We start from the raw sequence: 5155 nt of genomic DNA, 5'->3' as shown, positions 1-5155 counted from the left end.
ATTTCGAGCGAATCAATGGTTACCAGAGTCATCCCTCAACACCCAAGCAACACATTGTGAGCTTACTGTTTGATGTTATCGGTGCCGAAGGGTTGCTGCGCGCGGCTATGCATTACCGTTGGAACTTCCCAGAGACTAATCTAGATTTTCTGACCGAACATTTCATGCATGTTCAGCGTGATAAACCCGGTAAAGAGGAAAAGTGCGAGCGCATGATGGATCGAATGCGGCATGTGGCACAGTTGTGGGGCGTTAACGAAACAACGATGCCCGTGGTTGAAGCCCACTACTGTGATTTGCTGGACGCGCTACAGGCGCATTTTTCGACCCTACCTTACTTGCTGGGAGGGAAGCCGTGCATCGGTGACTATGGCATGATAGCCCCCTTATTCGCCCACCTCGGTCGCGACCCATATCCGCTTAAATTGATGCAAGATAGGGCCATTAAAGTCTATCGTTGGGTCGAACGAATGAATCGCCCCGATCAAGATGCGCCCGAATTCTTTTACGCGACAGACGACTGGCTTGCCGATGATGATATTCCTGACACTCTCCTCAGCGTATTAAAGGTCATTTCCGAAGACTTTGTGCCTGAGACATTGGCGCAGGCCGAGGTCATAAACGATTGGTTGGCCAACAATGTACCTGAGCCGGGCGCGCCCGCCGAGCGCATGTTGGCACCTGCGCGATTTGAGTTGCGGGGGCAAACGATTGAGGGGGTCTCAGCGCCATATCGCTTTTACTTACTTCAGAAGTTGCAGTATTTTTACGATACCCTAGAGTCAGAGGAGAAGGCGCAGGTAGTTGATATGTTCCGCGAGGCTGGCATGGATGCGATTTTAAGTGCGAGGTTAACGCGTGGGATCCGGTTTGTAGACAACGAAGAGCGCTGGGTTTAAGTGGTGTGTAATCACTTTACAATTTGAGTCTGACAATAAAAAAGGACGAATTTAATGGTTAATGTGGCACGTGGGTTTTTGGTATTAGTCGCTTTTGTATTTTTGTTGTTGGGTTTGCGATGGTGGCTTGATCCGGCCGGCGCAGCGTCTGAGTTTGGAATGACACTATCAAGTGGAGTAGGCTTAAGTACAGAGGTCGGAGATATTTCCAGTCTCTTCCTGACCGGCTCTCTATTTATGTTCATCTCTGTGGTCCGGCGCGAGTCTCAGTGGCTTTATGCGCCCTTGGCCTTGGTTGTCCTCGCCGCATCAGGGCGCATCATCGCGTGGCTATTGCATGACGCCGCGTTTGCAACGCAATTTATTTTGACGGAAGTCGTCATTGCTTTGATTGCATTCTATGCCATTAAGGTTTTAGATCGAGCTAGCGAAAACGCTGATGGCGGTCGCATTCGGTAGTTCTGTTAGCTGCTGGGATAGTGCAAGCAGTTTTATTAAGTCAGGTAGATTGGGCTTGTCGAGCTTCTCAATGGCGTGTTGCTTGTGGAGTTTGACCGTGCGCAGTGCAATGTTGAGATGATCGCCTATTTGTGAGTTGCTTAAGCCTAGACAGATGAGATCGACGACCTCTCGCTCTCTTAATGTTAGGCGAGCCAGTTTTTCGAGAGCGACTTGCCGGAGTGTACGTTGCTCGAGATGCCGATGATGTGCTGCCAAGGCACGAGCAGCCTCTGCAAGTAACTCGTCGATTTCCATGGGTTTTAATAAAAACCCGAAAGCCCCTTGCTTGTAGGCCTCTACTACCTCTCGCTCGCTGGACGCACCGCTCATGAACACAACTGGGAAATCCAGGTGTCTACCGCTTAGCGTGTCCAAAGACGAGCCCTCAGGGAACATCACATCGCAGATCAAGACGGTTGGAAATTGCTGAGCCGCGGCGATAAGAGTTTGATCAACTAAAAACGCGTTTACCGATGCAAATGCAGTGACCGAATAGGACTCCGATTCGAAGAGTTGCTCCAGTCCCGATCGTATGGCCGGATCGTCTTCAACTACAATAACCTGCCCGTTTTCGCAGTTACGTTCGTGGTTGACTTGGCGTATCGTCTTCATTATCAAAATAGCGCTCTATGTTATTAATGCTGCTCTGGGTATTGAGATACTGATGCTAAGTGTATTTTCAGCGGAGGCACCGTATTTGAGAATACACCCCAGGTCTTTGCAGACTACGAAGGCCGTCAGCAGAGGGTAGTTTATGGCCACCGAGCCCTCTTTGCTCAATATCCAGGTCGTGTCCACAGCTTCGAAACTGCAATCATACGCTACGTTAGTTGCCACCGTTAGCTTAAGCCCCGTTGCAGTCGACTCCAGACGGGCTTCTGCACGTTTGACACCGGAGGGCGACTGACCGGCTCCAATACATTCGAAGACGTTCCAAACGAGTTGGCGCCAGCGATTTGTGTCAACCTTTTGAACGATGGGTCTTTCGAGTCCTTTAAACTCAATTGCGCTGGATGTGTGCTGAGGTGCCATCGATACCAGGTCTACGCAATCGTTCAAAAACGTATTGAACTCAACAGACTCAGTCTGGTTTGGCGATGACTTTATCAGTGCTCTGACTTTTTTAAGGGTGCTGTTTGCCTCGCGAGCTAGATCAACGAGTATCTCGAGCGTGGTCTCATTTTGATCGGTTCGAGCCAGCCCATTTTGGTCATAGGTAAAAAGGTAGGTTAAATTCCGAATCGATTGAATTGGGCGCTTTAGCTTACTTTGCGTTGTCTCAGCGAGCGACAGCGTGATGAGCGTTCTATTTTTCTTCGCTATATCGTCTTGAAGTTTGAGAGCCATATTTCGAGCAAGAATACTTTCTTGGAGTGTGAGCGTTTGGCCCAAGGCATGCTCAAGGTGCATCGCTAAAAAGTTAAAATGGATTGCCACCATTCCCAGTATACTGGCAAAGGCGAACGCTGTATTTCCGCCTCCTTGATAATTTTGGGGCGGGGCGCCTATAAACATCCATCGCGTCATCAAGGCAAGACACAACACAGCTAATAATCCATAAGCGACTGCGATGAAACGTGCTTTGGAATACCCTTGATCTCGGCTTTTAAACCATGCCAGCAGTGCAATGGCACCTAAAGTGACGCCCAACATGATCCGGCTGATGAAAGCCTCATAGACTTTGTTAAGGGAGCTGAGGACAAGAGCGATGAGTATGCCCAGCAGACAAAGAATGAAGAGCGCTTGCCCCGCTGCTCTTTTAATGTTCATTGATTTCGGTGTCAGCGCGATTCCCTGTAAGATCAAAGAACTGATGAGCATTTGAAAATACATTCCGCTAGCGGACGATTGCACAATATGCTCTGTGGATACGCCAAAGAGCATGAGGCTCAAGCCAAATAGGCACGAGGACCAGCACCAGATCGACAAGCCTTCTATATGATTATTGCGTAGCGCCCACCAGGAGCTGGCCGAAAGCGCTATCGAAGCGAACCCAGTGCTGGCATACAGAGTTGCATTGTCTATCATTCTGCGTTCCAGTAATGAGGGAAAACGAACGACACCTCAAATCCCGATTCGCTCTGCGGATAGACTTGGAAATCAATCCCCTGTTGGCTCATTAGCTCTCCGCATATCGATAGCCCAAGACCGAGGCCAGTCGCTTTCGTTGTGAAAAAGGGTGTTCCCACTAGGCCAGCGTCACTGGCCTTAAGCCCTTCTCCGTTGTCGGTTATTGTGAGCACGTAGCTCGTGCCTTGTGGCTTCCCATGAATTGTGATGAGGGGGGCAGAGGTTGCTCTTAGCGCATAAATCGAGTTAGAAATTATATTGGCAAGCGCCCGCTCTAGGTCAACTTGAATGCCCGTAATGCAAACATCTAAGGCTTCTTGGTTGATGCGGAGCTGTATGCTCGATGCGCTTAAATTGGTTTCAAACTGCGTTTTTATTTCCTGGATCAGGTGTTTTAAGTTCACAGACTCAGAAGCCACATCGTCCGTCTTTGATTGGTCGTATCGGGCAAGCAATGCATCTAACCGACTGGTCTCAAGACGGACGCGCTCAATGTCCGTTTTCCCGATCGACGCGACCTCACCGCGCGACCAAGCTCGTTGGATGAGACCTAGATGGGTCGAAATAGACATTAGAGGTTGTGCTAAATCGTGGCTTATTTTGGCGGAAGTCAGTGCAAGCGCGCTTAAGTCATCCTGCTGGACAAGCCTTTTTAAAACATCCTCTTGCAGGCTGAGCGTCGTCGACTTTTGGTTGAGCGCCAACCTCACTCGCGTTACGTTTGAGAAAATAAAGCCGCTGAAGCCCATATGGTTTGCAATAGAGGTTGCTATTCCCGTGATCGCTGTTGCTATTGCTGCCGGGTTGTTATCAATAGGCGCAAAGCTACCCTCGGCAATAGAGACCCAAAATTGGTAGGCGAAGGTGATGCCGAGCAATGCGTGGGTTGCTGCGACCATTCGAAGTGTTGGAGCGGTTTCATAACGGGCGCACTGCCAGGCTTCTTTGGCGAGGAAAAAACTCGCGATGGCTAAGACTAGGCGAACCCATAAAACTCGCCAGAGTTCCAGTTCTGCCACATTGAGCAAGAGCGTGATGGCGATGACGGTAAGGATCAAGGCAGAGGTCTTTTTGAAATCCAAGCCGGGGCGGTATTGATGTCTCAGAATTAATCCGCCCATAGTAATGGCGATAAAAATCAGGGTGTTTGCCAGTTCTCTGGATAGCAATACGGGTAAATCGCTACGATACGAAGTCAGTATCATTCCAACTCCAGCAATAAATCCGGCTGCCGACCAGAGTGATACGGTGGTTTTGGTGTCTTTTGCCTGGCGCAGCGCAAAATAACTCGTCACGGGAAGGCAAAGGTACAGCAGAGCTCCGCAGAGTAAAATGGTGCGAGGGTCAAGGCTCAAAGGGTTGGCTCCAGTGGCGGACGTTGACGCAAAAGCAGGCTTTCGATGGACTATACCTCAAAAGCGGTTGGGCACAACTGCCCTAGAGGGCTAGGTCGTGGCTCCGCTCTCAATAGGAGCGTGAGTTGCTAGAGTATCGTGACCGCGTTTGCGCAGCGGCCCAGCCACAGTGCTTATGCTGATGGGCTTATTAAAAGGTGACATCCGCTGGTTGCGCGCGACGACTTTATTGGCTGTGTTTGCCGTTATCAACCTGATTGCCGTTAAAGTCCTTGGGAATAAAGGGTCTTAAGTTTGCCGGTTCCCAAAGCACGCCCCTAGCGCTCTGTT

At 49.9% G+C, this 5155-nt stretch carries 5 protein-coding genes; 2 read left to right on the top strand and 3 right to left on the bottom strand.

Annotation, left to right across the window (positions count from 1 at the left end):
- Both ACTF5Z_RS10865 and ACTF5Z_RS10860 read left to right on the top strand, forming a co-directional pair.
- The coding region (locus ACTF5Z_RS10865) for a glutathione S-transferase family protein (RefSeq protein ID WP_438985649.1) at positions 1-899 on the top strand (899 nt) is incomplete at its 5' end.
- 54 nt (positions 900-953) lie between these two features.
- Complete coding sequence (locus tag ACTF5Z_RS10860; protein WP_438985648.1) at positions 954-1358, top strand: hypothetical protein; 405 nt, start codon at positions 954-956, stop codon at positions 1356-1358.
- On the opposite strand, the gene ACTF5Z_RS10855 is transcribed toward ACTF5Z_RS10860, so the two are convergent.
- The 3 genes from ACTF5Z_RS10855 to ACTF5Z_RS10845 form a co-directional block, all read right to left on the bottom strand.
- Positions 1314-2012: a response regulator transcription factor gene (locus ACTF5Z_RS10855; RefSeq protein ID WP_438985647.1), complete on the bottom strand. Its 699-nt coding sequence runs from the start codon at positions 2010-2012 to the stop codon at positions 1314-1316. The two genes, ACTF5Z_RS10860 and ACTF5Z_RS10855, sit on opposite strands and share 45 nt — an antisense overlap.
- 15 nt (positions 2013-2027) lie before the next feature.
- On the bottom strand, positions 2028-3170 hold the full coding sequence (locus tag ACTF5Z_RS10850; protein ID WP_438985646.1) for a hypothetical protein: 1143 nt from the start codon (positions 3168-3170) through the stop codon (positions 2028-2030).
- A gap of 254 nt (positions 3171-3424) precedes the next feature.
- On the bottom strand, positions 3425-4825 hold the full coding sequence (locus tag ACTF5Z_RS10845; protein ID WP_438985645.1) for a sensor histidine kinase: 1401 nt from the start codon (positions 4823-4825) through the stop codon (positions 3425-3427).
- Positions 4826-5155: the final 330 nt, after the last annotated feature.

Source organism: Aequoribacter sp., from assembly GCF_965659035.1.
Classification (GTDB): domain Bacteria; phylum Pseudomonadota; class Gammaproteobacteria; order Pseudomonadales; family Halieaceae; genus Aequoribacter.
The sequence above is the reverse complement of the archived record's forward strand: the minus strand, read 5'-3'. Positions and strand labels throughout refer to the sequence as shown.